Genomic DNA, 14,607 nt, shown 5'->3' with positions numbered 1-14,607 from the left:
CGGGCGGGCTCACGATGCGCGCTGCACGCCGTCGGTGGGAACGGGAATGCCCGTCAGGATGCCCCTGAAATGACGCAGCGGCTCGCCGACCTTGAGGCCTGTGGCGGTCATCGAGAAATCACGGATGCTGCGCTCGTGCGCGCCGCCGCGCTTCTTGAGCACCGAGATCGCCTGGCGCACTTCGCCCTCGAGCTCGAAGTAGCGAAGCAGCACCACCGCATCCGCCAGGTAGCTCGCATCCACCGGCGTCTTCATCTGCATGCCGATGAGGCCATGCTGCGCGCCCACCAGCAGCGTGGCGACGCCGGCCTGGCCCAGGTAGGAAAGCAGCTCGTGCAGCTGCACGATCAGGAAGCGCTCGTCGGGCATCGCGTTGAGGTAGCCGTTGAGGCTGTCGATCACCACCACCGCCGCACCGCACTCCGCCACCGCCAGCCGGATCAGGTGCACGAACTCGCCCGGCGACAGTTCGGCGGGGTCGACCTGCCGCACCTTGATGCGGCCGGATTCGATGAACGGCCCCAGGTCCATGCCCATGCTTTCGCAGCGCGTGCGCAGCGTGTGGATGCTCTCGTCGAAGATGAAGAGGGCCGCGCATTCGCCGCGCCGCGCCGCCGCCAGCGCGAACTGCACGGCCACCGTCGATTTTCCCGTGCCCGGCGCGCCGACGAACAGCGTGCTCGTGCCGCGTTCCAGGCCGCCGCCCAGCAGCGCGTCGAGCGCCTCCAGGCCGCTGGGAATGCGCGCCTGCGTGGCCGCCGGTGCCGAGGGATGCTCGGAAGCAACCAGGCGCGGAAAGACGCGCAGGCCGCCGCGCTCGATGCGGTAGTCGTGGTAGCCGCCGCGGAACTGCTGGCCCCGGTATTTGCTGACCACCAGCCGGCGCCGCGCGGCCCCGTAGTCGGAACTGATCTGCTCGAGCCGGATCACCGCATGGGCAATGCTCTGCACCTGCAGGTCGTGCTTCATGGCGGTCATGTCGTCCAGCAGCAGCACCGTGCACTGGCGTCCGGCAAAGAACTGCTTGAGCGCGAGGATCTGCCGCCGGTAGCGCAGCGAACTGCCGGCCAGCAGGCGCAGTTCGGACAGCGAGTCGAACACCACGCGCGAAGGCTTGAGCACATCGACGTCCGAGAGGATGCGCAGGGTCGTCTCGCTGAGCTCGACCTCGGATGGATGGAACATCGTGTACTGCTCGTCGGGCTCGAGCGCGGCCTCGGACGGCAGCATCTCGCGCACCTCGATGCCGCTCAGGTCCCAGCCATGGGAACGCGCCACGCCCTTGAGCTCCTGCGCGGTTTCCGACAAGGTGACGTACAGCACCGACTCGCCGCGCTTCGCGCCTTCGATCAGGAACTGAAGCGCGATGGTGGTCTTGCCGGCACCGGGCGTGCCTTCGACCAGGTAGAGGCGGTTGGACGTGAGCCCGCCGCCAAGAACATCGTCGAGGCCGGGAACACCGACTTTCATCAGGCCGTCCTGGGCGGACGGCAAGGCCGTGCCGTCGAGTTTCATTTTTCTTCCTCCATCGTCGGACAGACAGTCCTTTCTGCCCTGTTCTGCTTGCGATCTGCTGGCGCAAGAATTTTTATCAGGAGCTGCGGCCCCTGGGTTGTAGGGCATCACCCTTCTTCGGGACAAGACAACGCCACTGCGCCGCGGCCGCTGCGCGCCGGCCGCGGACGGCCTCAGGACTTGTCCGGCGTCTTGCGCTCGGCATCGCCGGGGTCCTGGAGTTTCTTGTTTTCGACCTTCTTCATCTGCTTCTCGCCCTCGGTGTCCTTTCCATCCGTGGGCACGGATTCCTCCTGGGTGATTTCCGGTTCGTCGGGGGAACGCTCGCGGCGCTCGGGCGGTGGCTTGTTCATCGCTGGACCTCCTGAATGAGCCCCGACAGTGGAGTGCCTGCGGCACGGCAGCGCTCAGGCAATGGCGCCAGCGGCCGTCAGCCAACGCCGACGATCCCGCCGGCCCGCGCGGAAGCCGCGTCTTCCACGGGCGCCTCGCTCGCCTCGATGAAGAGCCGCCGGATCATCGGGAAACGCCCGCGCACCTGCTGCTCGATCGCGGCGATGGCATCGGCGGCTTCGCCGGTCGCCGTGCCCTCCCTGAAATTCAGGTCGACCACCGCCAGCACCTCGTCGGGGCCGATGTACATCGACAGCACGTGGCCGACGTCCTGCACGCTCGGCTGCTCCATGGCCAGGCTGCGGATGGCGCGCGCGGTTTCGGGGCGGATGCCCTCGCCGATCAGCAGCCCGCGGGCCTGGCTGATCAGCAGCACCGCCACGCCGGCCAGCAGCAGCCCGATCACCACCGAGGCCGCGCCGTCCAGCGCGGGCATGCCGAGCCGGTGGCTGAAGTAGATGCCCAGCGCCGCCACCGCCAGCCCGGCCAGCGCCGCCGAATCCTCGGCCAGCACGGTGTAGGTGGTGGGGTCCTTGCTCTGCCCGAGCGCGCGCCAGAACGGAGCGCCGTGCGACTGGACACGGAACTGCCGCAGTGCAACCAGGAAGCTCGCGCCTTCGAACAATGCGGCCAGGCCCAGCACCAGGTAGTTCCAGCCCGGATCGCGCATCGGCTCCGGTTTGCGGATGTGCTGGATGCCCTCGTAGAACGACACGCCGCCGCCCAGCCCGAAGATCAGCACCGCGACGATCAGGCTCCAGAAGTACAGCTCCTTGCCGTGGCCGAAGGGATGCTCGGTGGTCGCGGGCCGCTGGCTCAACCGGATGCCCACCAGCAGCAGGACGCCGTTGAAGGTGTCGACCGCCGAATGGATGCCTTCGGACAGCATGGCCGAACTGCCGGTGATGCCGGCGACCGTGAACTTGGTGGCGGCAATGGCCACATTGGCCGCGATGGCGCCGTAGATCGCAAGCTTCGATTCGGCGGCCATAGGGATTCGGACGGCGGTGCGCCGCTCGGCCCTTGCGTTCAGCCCGGCCTTCAGGGAAGGCCGAGGTAGATCCGCAGGTCGTCCTTCATGGTCCCCGCTGACGCGACCGCCATGCGCAGGCGGGCCTCGCTGACGCCAAAACACTTCGTCCAGTAGTCGACCTCTTTCAGGTCGGTGATGTCGATTCGCTCGTCGTCCTGTGGGACGCGGATCTCCATGTCGTCCGGCATCGCGGGGTCTCCAGGTGGGTTGGAGACGGGAGTTTCACCGCCCGGCGAAGCCGCCATGCCAGCCGGACGCCATGGCTGATGCAGGACATGTTCTACATGCTGTCGTCTGCTGCGGTTTCGGGATGTTTCATGAAGCCAGTTCCGCTTCTTCCTCGGACGTGCCGCGGTGCGCGTGGCCGTGGGGAATACCGCATCCATCGGATGGCGCAGCAGCGGCTCGTCCAGGCAACTGCTGCCGAGAGAGGGAAATATCTCCACCGGCTCGCCCTGCACCGTGTGGCCAAGATGCACGACGGCAGGATCTGCTGTCGCGGCTCGCACAACGGCAGCCTGCTTTGTTCAAGACCCCCATTGAAGCACCGGCCCGCGGGATGCACGGCCTAAGATTTTGGACATGCAAAGGCCCCATCAATCCATGAACTCCTCGATCGTCGAGCACCTGAGGCGCGCTGGGCGCCTGGACCGCATGTTTGTCGACGGCGAGTGGGCCGTGCCCGAAACGCAGGCTCGCAGCAGCGTCGTCGACCCGTCGACCGAGGAGCCTGTGGCGGAGATCGCGCTGGGCAGCGCAGGAGATGTCGCTGCGGCCGTGGCCGCGGGCCGGCGTGCATTCGCGGCCTGGTCCGTGCGTTCCGCCCAGAGCAGGGCCCTGCTCCTCGATCGCGTCCACGCCCTGATCCTCGAGCGCGCAGAACTGTTCGCCCAGGCGATCTCGCTGGAGATGGGCGCGGCCATCGACTTCGCGCGCCGCACACAGGTGCCGTCAGCAGCGGAGCACATCCGCGTGGCCCGCGACAATGCGCGCGGCTATGCGTTTGTCACCCATCGCGGGGACATGGCCATCCTGCGCGAAGCCATCGGCGTGTGCGGCCTGATCACACCCTGGAACTGGCCGCTCTACCAGATCACAGCCAAGGTCGGAGCCGCCCTGGCAGCAGGCTGCACGGTCGTCCTGAAGCCCAGCGAGCTGTCGCCCCTGAGCGCCTTGCTCTTTGCCGAAGTGATGCAAGACGCCGGCATCCCGCCCGGTGTGTTCAACCTCGTGAACGGGAGCGGACCGGAGGTCGGCGCGGCCTTGGCGCAGCATCCGGAGGTGGACATGGTCTCGTTCACCGGTTCGACAAGGGCCGGCGTGCTGGTGGCCCAGGCGGCGGCCCCGACGGTGAAGCGCGTGGCCCAGGAACTCGGCGGAAAATCTCCCAACCTCATCCTGCCGGATGCGGACCTGGCGCGCGCCGTACCAGGAGGCGTGGCGGCCGGCTTCCGCAACGTCGGCCAGTCCTGCAGTGCTCCGACCCGCATGATCGTGCCCCGTGCGCGCCTGCAGGAGGTCGAGCGGATCGCGCTCGAGGCGGCATCCGGCATGGTCGTGGGCGACCCGCGTTCGCAGCAGACCACGCACGGCCCCGTGGCGAACCGCGCGCAGTTCAATCGCGTGCAGGAAATGATCGGTGTCGGCATCGCCGAAGGCGCGCGGCTTGTCTGCGGCGGCCTCGGCCGGCCGGAGGGCTTGAGCCGCGGCTTCTATTGCCGACCGACCATCTTCACCGCGGTGCATTCCCGGATGCAGATCGCGCAGGAGGAGATCTTCGGGCCGGTGCTCGTGTTGATTCCCTATGACAGCGTGGACGAGGCCGTGGAAATTGCCAACGACACCGTCTATGGACTGGGCGCCCACGTGCAAGGAAAGGACCTGGCCGCGGCGCGTGCCGTCGCGGCGCGGATCCGGTCCGGGCAGGTGCACATCAACTATCCGGCCTGGAATCCGCATGCCCCCTTCGGTGGCTACAAGCGCTCCGGAAACGGCCGCGAATACGGTATCGAAGGTCTCGAGGAGTACCTGGAAACCAAGGCCATTCTCGGCTTCCAGGATGCCTCGGCACCCGCGACCGAATGACAGATTTCAAAGAAGACATTGCGCATCGCGCTGGAGCAATCATGACCGTGGCCCTCGTACTGCACCGCGCCGATGGTGCGCCTCTTTCCACCGCTTTCCGCAGGGCGCCGTTCGGCAAGGACGACCCCTTTGCGCGGCATCGCGAGATCGCGTGGGAAGGACCCGACGCGATGAGCGCGGGCCGCACCAGCTTCATCGGCGAGCTCGAAGTCGCGAGCTATCCCCACATCGAAACCATCGTCGTGGTCGAGGGCGAGCTGACCCTGACAGCGGCCGGGGCAGCCCCGCTGGTGGTCGGTCCCCAGGCGGGCGCCGTCATCGGATGCGGCACCTCGCTTCATGTCCAGGCCGAATCCCGCGTGCGCTTCGTGTTCTGCGCGGCCGCTTGCGAAAGACCGACGAAGCGCGGCGTCTTCCCGCTGCACGCCGCCGCCGACTTCAAGCCCACCGCGACGCTGCCCGCGGAAGTGCTGCTGGGCCCCGCGCCGGCGTGCCGCAGCGACAAGGTCTTCATCGACGACGGCGCGCAATACAGCGCCGGCGCCTGGGACTCGACCCCCTACCACCGCATCGTTCGGCCGCATCGCATGAACGAGTTCATGCATCTGCTGGCCGGCAGCGTGCGCTTCGCAGCGCCTGACGGCAGCGTGCTTTCTACGGCGGCCGGCGACGCGCTGTTCGTGCCCCAGGGCGCACCGATCGGCTGGGAAAGCAGCGATCGCGTGGCGAAGTTCTACGTGTGCCAAAGCGTCCCGGCTTGAATCGGGGAGCGAGATGTCACCCCCGCTGCAACACATCCAGACTTCACCCACGCTGCCGGCTTCGGCCGATGTCGTCGTGATCGGCGGCGGCATCATCGGTGTCTTTAGCGCCTACTACCTGGCCAGGCGCGGCCTGTCGGTCGCCCTGGTGGAGAAGGGCCGGATCGGCGCCGAGCAGTCGAGCCGCAACTGGGGCTGGTGCCGGCAGCAGAACCGCGATGCCCGCGAACTACCCCTAGCGACGAAGAGCCTCGATCTCTGGGAACGATTCGCCGCCGAGAGCGGCGAAGACACCGGTTTTCATCGCTGCGGGCTGCTGTATCTCAGCAATGACGAGGCCGAGATTTCCCGCTGGGCCAGCTGGCGCGATTTTGCGAAGACCGCAGGCGTGACGACCCTCATGCTGAGTGCCCGCGAGGCCGCCGAGCGCGGCCATGCGACCGGCCGCGCCTGGAAGGGCGGCGTCTTCTCGCCCAGCGACGGCACCGCCGATCCCGGCAAGGCCGCGCCGGCCGTGGCTGCTGCGCTCATCAAGCTCGGCGGCAGCGTCCACCAGAACTGCGCGGCCCGCGGCATCGAGACGGAAGGCGGACGGGTCAGCGGCGTGATCACGGAAGCCGGGGTCATCAAGACCCGGACGGCCGTGCTGGCCGGCGGCGCCTGGGCGTCTTCGTTCTGCCGGCAGCTGGGCATCCGCTTTCCGCAGGCCTCGATCCGCCAATCCATACTGAGCGTGTCGCCGGTGGAGCAGCGCCTGCCGGATGCCGTGGTGAGCGCGGGCGTGTCCGCCACGCGCCGCAACGACGGACGCTATGCACTGGCCATCAGCGGCCGTGCACGCGTGGACCCGACAGGGCAGTTCATGCGCTTCGCGCCGCAATTCGTGCCCATGTTCGCCAAGCGCTGGCGCAACCTTCGCCCGGGCGGCCTGGAAGCCATTCGGAGTGGCCACGAAACGCTCGCACGCTGGCGGCTCGACGCGCCGACGCCGATGGAGCGCGTGCGCATCCTCGATCCGAAGCCCGATCTGCCCACGGTCAGGGAGACCCACCGCCGCGCCATCGAACTGCTGCCCCAGCTTCGCGACGCCAGGATCACGCATGCCTGGGCCGGCTACATCGACAGCACGCCGGACGGTGTTCCCGGCATCGGCGAGGTGCCCGGTATGCCGGGCTTCATCCTGGCCGCGGGCTTTTCCGGACACGGCTTCGGCATCGGCCCTGGCGCCGGCCACCTGATCGCGGACCTCGCCAGCGGCGCCGAACCGATCGTGGATCCCATGCCCTACCGGCCGGAGCGCTTCAGCAACTCGGCATGGGGCAAGGTCGCTGATTTCTAGGCTGCGGTATCCGCGTCTTCGAGCGGCACGAATCAGGCTGGGCCGGCCGCAGTGCAGTTCAGCGATTGAAACCACTCTCTGCGGTTCCCGGCGCATCGGGCCGGCGAGTCATGGAGCGGAGATGCCCGTTGCCACCTGGGCGATGCCTATGAACAGGCTGCAACGACGGCCACAGCGGTGGCCCGGAGGCTAAGCGCGGGGCGGCGTCTGCACGGGCGCGGCAGGCAAGCTCCGCGCATGCGCCTTCAGGCAGGCGATGAAATCCATGAGAGTGGCCGAGACGTGTTCGCGGTTCCACACCACGGTGATCGGGCCGAAGCGGATGTTCGAATCAATGGCGATCTTCCTGAACAGCCCCAGCGAGGCCATGTAGTCCGCCATGGATTGCGCACACACGCCGACATAGTCGCCCTTTTGCAGCAGTGCCTGCATCATGGCCAGCGAGGCGGTTTCTGCCTTAGGCACCAGCCACGATGCTTGTTGCTCGATGAGATAGGCATCCATCTGGATGCGAGTGAGCGTGCCAAGGGGCGGCATCACCCATTTCTCCCGCAGGACGTCGGCAAAGCCCAGCGGCTGGTCGCTGTCCCAGTGCTTGCTGCCCTGGCCGATGACGATGCTCACCTGGTCGTCGAAAAGCACGTGATGCGCCAGCTGCGGCTGGTGCGCCCTTGCATCCAGAACGCCGATCACGGCGTCCATGGCACGCGTGTCCAGGCCCTTGAGCAGGTCGTCGAACAGCCCGTCGTGAATCGACACGGCCACATCGGCATGGCGCTGCTGGAACGCGGTCACGGCTTCGGGCAGGCCGCCGGCGATGCCTGCCCAGACGCTGCCCACGTTCAGACGCGGCACGCGTCCCGCAGCCACCGCATGCATCTCGCGGCCAGTGCGGACGATATCTCCCAGCACGGTGATGGCCAGCCGCTTGAGCAGATGCCCCGCAGGCGTCAGCTGCACCTTGCGCCCGCGCACCATCAGCGGCGTGCCCGCCACGCGTTCCAGTTCTGCCAGCCAGTGCGACATGGCAGATTGCGTCATGTGCAGCCGCGCCGCCGCCTCGGTCAGCGTGCCCGCCTCGTCCAGCACCAGAAAGGATTCCAGATGCCGGACCTTGATGCCTCGCGCCCAGGAAAGGCCTTCTGAACGTTCAATCATGAGTAGATTTTCATAGTTCCATTTTGCATTTTCACTAGGCGGATAGCAGGGTTGTCATGAAAATTACTTCATCTTTTATGTCGGACCCTCAGAGGAATCCCTGTGCCCAAAGCAATCACGAACGTCTGCAAGATCCTGATGGGCGCCGCGGTCGCGGCCGCCACGGCCACCGCCGCGTACGCGCAAGCCTCCTCCTACCCCAGCCGGCCTGTGCGCCTCGTCGTATCGCAGGCCCCGGGCGGCAGCAGCGACACGATCGCACGCATGTGGGCCGAACACGCAGGCAAGGCCATTGGCGCCACCATCGTGGTGGAGAACAAGCCCGGTGCGGGCGGCCTCATTGCCGCACAGAGCGCGCTGAATGCGCCCGCCGACGGCTACACCCTGCTATTGGGCAGCGTGTCGCTGATGGTGCTCAACCAATTCACCTACAAGCCGCTGCCCTACAACCCCGAGAAGGATTTTGTTGGCGTGACCATGCTGACCACGGTGCCGTTCGTGCTGTCCGCCAACCCGGCCACGGGCATCAAGACGCTCAAGGACCTGACGGAAAAAGCCAAGGCGGCGCCCGGCAAGCTGAACTTCGCCTCTGCCGGCCTGGGCAACTCGACCCATCTGGCGGTCGAGCTCGTGTCCAACGCCCTGGGCATTTCGATGACCCACATCCCCTACAAGGGGGAGGCCGACGGCATCCTGGCCACTATCGGCGGGCAGACCGAAGTGATGGCACCGGTGTATGGCACCGCCCTGCCCCACATCAAGAACCACAAGCTCAATCCGCTGGCGGTGTTGTCGCCGCAGCGCACCCCCGAACTGCCCGACGTGCCCACGCTGGGCGAGTTGGGTGTGAAGGGCTTTGACAACATGGGCTGGAGTGCCGTGGTGGCACGCGCCGGCACGCCGCCCGACATCGTGGAAAAGCTCAACAAGGCAACGGCTGCCTTCCACAAAAGCCCCGACGTTCAGGCCAAGCTCAAGAGCATGGGCGTGATTCCCATGTCCGGCCCTTCCGCGCTGGTCATGGAAACGGCGGCGCGCGACGCCAAGGCCTGGGGGCCCACGCTCGGGGCGCTGAATCTCAGCGCCAAGTGAGCCGGCGACCTGCGCAAGCGCCGCTTCCTTTTTTTCCCCATCTTCACCCCTTGCGGTATCGCCGATGCAGCAAGGAGTTCGTCAGCACAAAGTCATGAAAAAAGAAGCAATGGTGGTCTGTCCACAGCCGGAGGCCGCCGAATCCGGCATTGACATCCTGCGCGCAGGCGGCAACGCGGTGGATGCCGCCGTGGCCACCGCGCTGGCGCAAACGGTGGTCGATCCGCTGATGTGCGGCATCGCAGGTTTTGGCACCGCCGCCGTGTACCTACCCGGCGCCCAGGTGCACGAGTATTTCGACTTTCACTCGCCCGCGCCGCTGGCGGCCAGAGAAGACATGTGGGAGCGCCTGTTGGAGGGCGAAACCAGGGACGGCTTCGGCTTCATCCTCAAGGGGCGCGTCAACGACATCGGTCCCCAGTCCATCGGCACGCCGGCCACGCTCAAGGGCCTGGAGGCCATGCACCAGGCGCACGGCCGCCTGCCGTGGCGGCAGGTGGTGGAGCCGGCGATTCGCTGGGCCGCGGACGGCTACTTTGTCCGCCCCGGCATGCACGCCTTCTGGATCGACGAGCCCAGCATGGGCCGCGTCGGCAACCTGGAGCGACTGCAGTACTGCGAGGACAGCCGCCAGCTGTACTGCCGCCCCGACGGCCGTCCCAAGCCCATCGGTGCGCCGGTGCGCAACGAAGGCATGGCCGCCGTGCTGCGCCAGATTGCCGAAGAAGGCGCGCACCCGTTCTACCAGGGCGATCTGGCGCAAAAGATGGCGGCGCACCTGCAGTCGCTGGGCGCGCTGATCACGCTCGACGACCTGGCCCGATACCAGGTGCAGCGCAACCCGCCGCTGGTGGGCCGCTACCGCGACCGCACCATCGCCACCAACCAGCCCCCGGGCGGCGGCGCCATGCTGCTGGAGATGCTCAACATCCTCGAGCACTTCGATCTGGCGAGCCTGGAGCACAACAGCCCCGCCTACCTGCAGAGGGTGTGCGAGGCCATGAAAAAGGCGACGATCGACAAGGACTGCTGCATCGGCGACCCGAAATTCTTCGACGTGCCGCTGGATCGGTTGCTGTCCAAGGACACGGCCCGCGAAGTGGCCGAGCAGATCCGCGGTGGCCATCGCTTCAACGTGGAGCGCGTGAACCCCGGCGCGCCCGTGCCGCGCGACACCACCCACCTGAGCGTGGTGGACGCCGACGGCAACGCCGTCTCCCTGACCCACTCGCTGGCCATGCCCTCGGGCATCATCACCCCGGGCATGGGCTTCCTGTACAACGGCTGCATGGGCGTGTTCGACCCGCGCCCGGGCCGTGCAGGCAGCATCCAGCCAGGCAAGAGCCGCTTCACCTCGTCCTGTCCCACCATGACCTTCAAGGACGGCGAGCTCGACGTGGTGCTCGGCGCCCCCGGTGGCACGCAGATCGCCATGGGCGTGCTGCAGGTGCTGCTCAACGTGATCGACCACGGCATGGAGATGCAGACCGCCGTGTCGGCGCCTCGCTTCTCGTCCACCAGCAACTCCATCGACGTGTGCAATCGCATTCCGCGCTCCACCACGCGCGCGCTGGAAGCACAGGGCTATGCCATTGGCCGCAACCCGTACAACTACACCATCGGCTGGGTGCACGGCGTGCAGGTACAGGCCGATGGCCTGCACGGCGGCGCCGACCCCGGCCGCGATGGTGTGGCGTACCGGCTGCGCATGGATCCTGCGCACTGATCGGCCCGGTCCGAACTATTGTTGGGGCGCTGGAGGGGATTGAAGAGCCGCTGATTCCACCTCAAGGGCACGAGCGAACGGTCATTCAGCCACCCATGGAGGTAGCTGCTCCACCAGAAACTCGTACAGGCACTTGGCCGCTCTTGGCAACTCACGGTTCGCCCGCTCCGGCCACATCTCGGACGAAGGCAACTTCGGGAAGCCCTCCTCGGGCGTCAACACCCGCACGTCCGCCACAGGCCGAATCGCCGCTTCTTGGACCCCCGCCAGGCCCGCGAGAACGGAGGCCTTCAGCATCTCAGCGCCTGTAGCACCCAATGCTGACCCCAGTTATCCCCAAACTGCCGCTGCGTCCGCTACCCTGGGGGCCAGGGGAGATTCGAAGGCTTTTGCTAAGCTGGCTAACTCTGACCTGGTGGCGAAGGACAGTGAGGCACAAAATGGGTATGCCACCGCGTACAAGCCGAGTCCAGCGCCAAAAATAAACAAAAAATCCTTTCAGAATCAACAGCTTAGAATAATTCATGAAAATAGCTACCTGGAACGTCAACTCCCTCACTGCCCGCCTGCAGCATGTGCTCGATTGGCTGATCGCCAACCCGGTCGACGTGCTGTGCCTGCAGGAGCTCAAGATGAGCGACGACAAGTTCCCGCTCGACGTGCTCAAGTCGGCCGGCTATGAGGCCGCCGTGTTCGGCCAGAAAACCTACAACGGCGTCGCCATCCTGAGCCTCGCGCCGATGCGCGACGTGGCGCGGAACATCGGCGGCTTCACCGACGACCAGTCGCGTGTGATCGCGGCCACGGTCGAGACGCCCGCGGGTCCGCTGCGCATCGTGAACGGCTACTTCGTCAACGGGCAGGCGCCGGGCACCGACAAGTTCGAATACAAGATGGGCTGGCTGCGCGCGTTGCGCGAATGGCTGCGTGCGGAAATGGCGGCCCATCCAAACCTTGTGCTTCTGGGCGACTTCAACATCGCGCCGGAAGACCGCGACAGCTTCGACCCCGTGGGCCTGGCCGAAACCATCCATCACACGACCGAGGAGCGCGAGCATTTCAAGGCACTGCTCCAGCTGGGCCTGGTCGACAGCTTCCGCCTCTTCGAGCAGCCCGAAAAAAGCTTTTCGTGGTGGGACTACCGCATGCTGGGCTACCAGAAGAACCGCGGCCTGCGCATCGACCACATCCTGGTGAGCGAGCCGCTGGTGCCGCGCGCCAAGGGCTGCATCATCGACCGCGTGCCGCGCAAGTGGGAAAAGCCGAGCGACCACGCACCGGTGGTGCTCGATCTCGACCAGGGGATTTGATGACCATGACCATCCGCACCCTCACGATCATCGCAGCGGCGCTCGCGCTCGCTGCCTGTTCCGCGTTCAAGCCCGCGGACAAGGCCGACGACGGCAAGTCGCCCACCTCCGCCACCGACGAGGCGCCCGGCACAAGGGGCGACGTGCCCACCGTGCGACTGATCACCGCGCAGACGCCTGCCGTGCGGGCCTACCGCAAGACCGGCGCGCGCCAGATCTACAAGGCCTATCCGCAGCGCATCTACAAGGGAAAGATTCCCCCTCTGGTCTATGCGGTGGTGGTGGTCGAGACCGACCTCGATGCCGAAGGCAACGTCAAGAACGTCACGTTCAGTCGCGTGCCGAGCCATGCGCCCGAGGTGCCGGGCAAGATTGCGGAGCTCATCAAGGCGGCGTCCCCGCTGCCGAGCCCGGGGCGCTTGGGCGGTCACACGTATGTGGACACCTGGCTCTGGGACAAGAGCGGCAACTTCCAGCTTGACTCGCTGACACTGGGCCAGCGCAGCCGGTGAATAAGCTCGCCCCCAGTCTTCGCGCACTTCGTGTCGCTACGCCACCCCCTGCCGGGGGCAACACCAGCGGCCCGGCAAAGCCGGTTCCGCGGTGTTTCTGGAAGGGAGACAGCCGCGCTCTCTTTACAAGGCGGCTTACTCGATTCCCAGTTCCTGGATCTTGCGGGTGATGGTGTTGCGGCCGATGCCCAGCTTCTGAGCGGCTTCGATCCGGCGGCCGCGGGTGTTGGCCAGCGCCGTGAGGATCAGCCGCGACTCGAAGCGGCGCGACAGCACATCCCAGACGTCGGTGCGCCCGGCCGCGAGCAGCGCCTGAGCTTCGATCTCCAGGCCGCTCTCCCAGCTGCTTGCGCCCACCAGGCCTTCAGTGGCTTCGGGTGCAGCGCCGCTCGCCGGTGCCGCTTCGCGCTCGAGCCCGGGCGATGGCTGCACCGCGGCTTGCACGGGTGCCGCCGCGGCGCTCGTTTCTGTGGCCTGTGCCGGCGCGCCGGCGGGCGCGGCCATGACCTCGGGCGGCAGGTCCTTGGCCTCGATCAGTTGGGCCGGCGCCATCACGGTCAGCCAATGGCAGATGTTCTCGAGCTGGCGCACGTTGCCCGGAAAGCTGAACGAAGCCAGCTTGGCCAGCGCCGCATCGGAAATGCGCTTGGGCTCCACGCCGAGCTGGCGCGCGCTCACCTGCAGGAAGTGGCGCGTGAGCGCCGGCACGTCTTCGCCGCGCTCGCGCAGCGCCGGCAGCCGCAGGCGAATCACGTTGAGGCGGTGGAACAGGTCTTCGCGAAAGCCGCCGAGCTTCACGCGTTGCTCGAGGTCCTGGTGCGTGGCCGCGATCACGCGCACGTTGGCCTTGACCGAGTTGTGGCCGCCCACGCGGTAGAAGTGCCCGTCGCTCAGCACGCGCAGCAGGCGCGTCTGCAGGTCGAAGGGCATGTCGCCGATCTCGTCGAGGAAGAGCGTGCCGCCCTCGGCCTGTTCGAAGCGCCCGCGCCGCATGGTCTGCGCGCCGGTAAAGGCACCGCGCTCGTGGCCGAAGAGTTCGCTCTCGAGCAGGTCCTTGGGAATGGCCGCGGTGTTGATGGCCACGAAGGGACCGTTGGCACGCGGCGAGTGCTTGTGCAGCGCGCGCGCCACCAGTTCCTTGCCCGAGCCCGATTCGCCGGTGATGAGCACCGTGACGTTGCTTTGCGAGAGCCGGCCGATGGCGCGGAACACGTCCTGCATGGCGGGCGCCTGGCCCAGCATTTCGGGCGCGGCGACCATGCGCTCCTCGGCCACTTCCTCGCGCTGGCTTTCATCCACGGCGCGGCGGATCAGCTCGACGGCGCGCGGCAGGTCGAAGGGCTTGGGCAGGTATTCGAAGGCACCACCCTGAAACGCCGAAACGGCGCTGTCGAGGTCCGAAAACGCCGTCATGATGATGACCGGCAGGCCGGGGTGCTTGGCCTTGATCTTGTCGAGCAGATCGAGCCCGGAACCGCCAGGCATGCGGATGTCGCTCACCAGGACCTGGGGGCCCTGCTGTTCGTCGTCGTCGGCGAGTTCGAGGGCGGCCAGCACCTCGCGCGCGTTGGTGAAGCTGCGCGTGGGCAGGTCTTCGCGCAAAAGGGCCTTCTCCAGCACGAAGCGGATCGATTGGTCGTCATCAACTATCCAGATCGGCTTCATGCATCTCCTTGTTGCCGT

14 protein-coding genes are annotated in these 14,607 nt (G+C 66.9%); 7 read left to right on the top strand and 7 right to left on the bottom strand.

All coding sequences use genetic code 11. From position 1 onward, the window contains the following. Nucleotides 1–9: 9 nt before the first annotated feature. The 4 genes from FB547_RS10280 to FB547_RS33575 all read right to left on the bottom strand — a co-directional run bounded on the left by FB547_RS10280 (nt 10) and on the right by FB547_RS33575 (nt 3,450). A complete protein-coding gene (locus FB547_RS10280; protein ID WP_145741846.1) occupies nt 10–1,515 on the bottom strand; it encodes an ATPase domain-containing protein in 1,506 nt (501 codons plus the stop codon). Nucleotides 1,516–1,688: 173 nt separating this feature from the next. Further along, nucleotides 1,689–1,868, bottom strand: a complete 180-nt coding sequence (locus FB547_RS10275) for a hypothetical protein (RefSeq protein WP_145741844.1) — start codon at nt 1,866–1,868, stop codon at nt 1,689–1,691. Nucleotides 1,869–1,945: 77 nt separating this feature from the next. Then, nucleotides 1,946–2,899 (bottom strand): cation diffusion facilitator family transporter, encoded by a 954-nt coding sequence (locus tag FB547_RS10270; protein ID WP_145741842.1) that lies wholly within the window; start codon nt 2,897–2,899, stop codon nt 1,946–1,948. Between the two features lie 50 nt (nt 2,900–2,949). After that, nucleotides 2,950–3,450 (bottom strand): DUF3606 domain-containing protein, encoded by a 501-nt coding sequence (locus tag FB547_RS33575; RefSeq protein WP_261380254.1) that lies wholly within the window; start codon nt 3,448–3,450, stop codon nt 2,950–2,952. 94 nt (nt 3,451–3,544) lie between these two features. Here FB547_RS33575 and FB547_RS10255 point away from each other — a divergent pair, with 94 nt between their 5' ends. The 3 genes from FB547_RS10255 to FB547_RS10245 are packed head-to-tail and all read left to right on the top strand — an operon-like array spanning nt 3,545 to nt 7,126. Then, nucleotides 3,545–5,026, top strand: a complete 1,482-nt coding sequence (locus FB547_RS10255) for an aldehyde dehydrogenase family protein (RefSeq protein WP_145741840.1) — start codon at nt 3,545–3,547, stop codon at nt 5,024–5,026. Between the two features lie 41 nt (nt 5,027–5,067). After that, nucleotides 5,068–5,787 carry a cupin domain-containing protein gene (locus FB547_RS10250; protein ID WP_145741838.1) on the top strand — a complete coding sequence of 240 codons (720 nt, stop codon included), beginning with the start codon at nt 5,068–5,070 and terminating at the stop codon, nt 5,785–5,787. Nucleotides 5,788–5,800: 13 nt separating this feature from the next. Further along, on the top strand, nt 5,801–7,126 hold the full coding sequence (locus FB547_RS10245; RefSeq protein WP_145741836.1) for an NAD(P)/FAD-dependent oxidoreductase: 1,326 nt from the start codon (nt 5,801–5,803) through the stop codon (nt 7,124–7,126). A gap of 189 nt (nt 7,127–7,315) precedes the next feature. Here the strand turns inward: FB547_RS10245 and FB547_RS10240 are convergent, their stop codons facing one another. After that, nucleotides 7,316–8,284, bottom strand: coding sequence for a LysR family transcriptional regulator (locus tag FB547_RS10240; RefSeq protein WP_145741834.1), 969 nt, complete (start codon nt 8,282–8,284; stop codon nt 7,316–7,318). Between the two features lie 102 nt (nt 8,285–8,386). Here FB547_RS10240 and FB547_RS10235 point away from each other — a divergent pair, with 102 nt between their 5' ends. Beyond that, nucleotides 8,387–9,376, top strand: coding sequence for a Bug family tripartite tricarboxylate transporter substrate binding protein (locus FB547_RS10235; protein WP_145741832.1), 990 nt, complete (start codon nt 8,387–8,389; stop codon nt 9,374–9,376). 94 nt (nt 9,377–9,470) lie between these two features. Next, entirely contained in the window at nt 9,471–11,102 is a 1,632-nt protein-coding gene (ggt, locus tag FB547_RS10230) for a gamma-glutamyltransferase (RefSeq protein WP_145741829.1), read from the top strand. A gap of 81 nt (nt 11,103–11,183) precedes the next feature. Here ggt and FB547_RS10225 read toward each other — a convergent pair whose 3' ends face one another. Further along, nucleotides 11,184–11,399: a hypothetical protein gene (locus tag FB547_RS10225; RefSeq protein ID WP_186454134.1), complete on the bottom strand. Its 216-nt coding sequence runs from the start codon at nt 11,397–11,399 to the stop codon at nt 11,184–11,186. Nucleotides 11,400–11,626: 227 nt separating this feature from the next. Here FB547_RS10225 and xth point away from each other — a divergent pair, with 227 nt between their 5' ends. Together xth and FB547_RS10215 are read left to right on the top strand one after the other, a co-directional pair. After that, nucleotides 11,627–12,412: an exodeoxyribonuclease III gene (gene xth / locus FB547_RS10220; RefSeq protein WP_145741827.1), complete on the top strand. Its 786-nt coding sequence runs from the start codon at nt 11,627–11,629 to the stop codon at nt 12,410–12,412. 5 nt (nt 12,413–12,417) lie between these two features. Beyond that, nucleotides 12,418–12,924: a hypothetical protein gene (locus tag FB547_RS10215; protein ID WP_261380253.1), complete on the top strand. Its 507-nt coding sequence runs from the start codon at nt 12,418–12,420 to the stop codon at nt 12,922–12,924. Nucleotides 12,925–13,059: 135 nt separating this feature from the next. Here FB547_RS10215 and ntrC read toward each other — a convergent pair whose 3' ends face one another. Then, complete coding sequence (ntrC, locus tag FB547_RS10210; protein WP_145741824.1) at nt 13,060–14,589, bottom strand: nitrogen regulation protein NR(I); 1,530 nt, start codon at nt 14,587–14,589, stop codon at nt 13,060–13,062. Nucleotides 14,590–14,607 lie beyond the last annotated feature (18 nt).

The sequence above is a fragment of the Variovorax beijingensis genome (assembly GCF_007828835.1).
GTDB lineage: Bacteria > Pseudomonadota > Gammaproteobacteria > Burkholderiales > Burkholderiaceae_C > Variovorax > Variovorax beijingensis_A.
Note: the sequence above shows the minus strand (reverse complement) of the source record. Positions and strands in the feature narration are given on the sequence as shown.